The organism is Mangrovibacter phragmitis (assembly GCF_001655675.1).
Lineage (GTDB): Bacteria > Pseudomonadota > Gammaproteobacteria > Enterobacterales > Enterobacteriaceae > Mangrovibacter > Mangrovibacter phragmitis.
On the sequence record NZ_LYRP01000041.1, the window covers coordinates 1 to 690 of the forward strand.

General features: G+C 54.5%; 1 rRNA gene. It reads left to right on the plus strand.

The features are described 5' to 3' along the window. A 23S ribosomal RNA gene (locus tag A9B99_RS17640) occupies positions 1-690 on the plus strand; the annotation flags it as partial.

A 690-nucleotide genomic window follows, 5' to 3' on the forward strand; every position in this document is an offset into this window, starting at 1 on the left:
TAGCGGCGAGCGAACGGGGAAGAGCCCAGAGTCTGAATCAGCAGGTGTGTTAGTGGAACGGTCCGGAATGGCCGGCGATACAGGGTGAAAGCCCCGTACACGAAAGCGCACCCGTTGTGAGCTCGATGAGTAGGGCGGGACACGTGGTATCCTGTCTGAATATGGGGGGACCATCCTCCAAGGCTAAATACTCCTGACTGACCGATAGTGAACCAGTACCGTGAGGGAAAGGCGAAAAGAACCCCGGCGAGGGGAGTGAAAAAGAACCTGAAACCGTGTACGTACAAGCAGTGGGAGCCCCACCACCAAAGCGTTTCGCTTTGCGTGGTGCGCAAAATGCGTAACGACAGCGCGACTGACGGTTAACGGAGCGTAAGCGACGTTCAACTTAAAAAATCAGGCAGTGGAGCGTTTTGGGGTGGGGTGACTGCGTACCTTTTGTATAATGGGTCAGCGACTTATATTCTGTAGCAAGGTTAACCGTATAGGGGAGCCGCAGGGAAACCGAGTCTTAACCGGGCGTCCAGTTGCAGGGTATAGACCCGAAACCCGGTGATCTAGCCATGGGCAGGTTGAAGGTTGGGTAACACTAACTGGAGGACCGAACCGACTAATGTTGAAAAATTAGCGGATGACCTGTGGCTGGGGGTGAAAGGCCAATCAAACCGGGAGATAGCTGGTTCTCCCCGA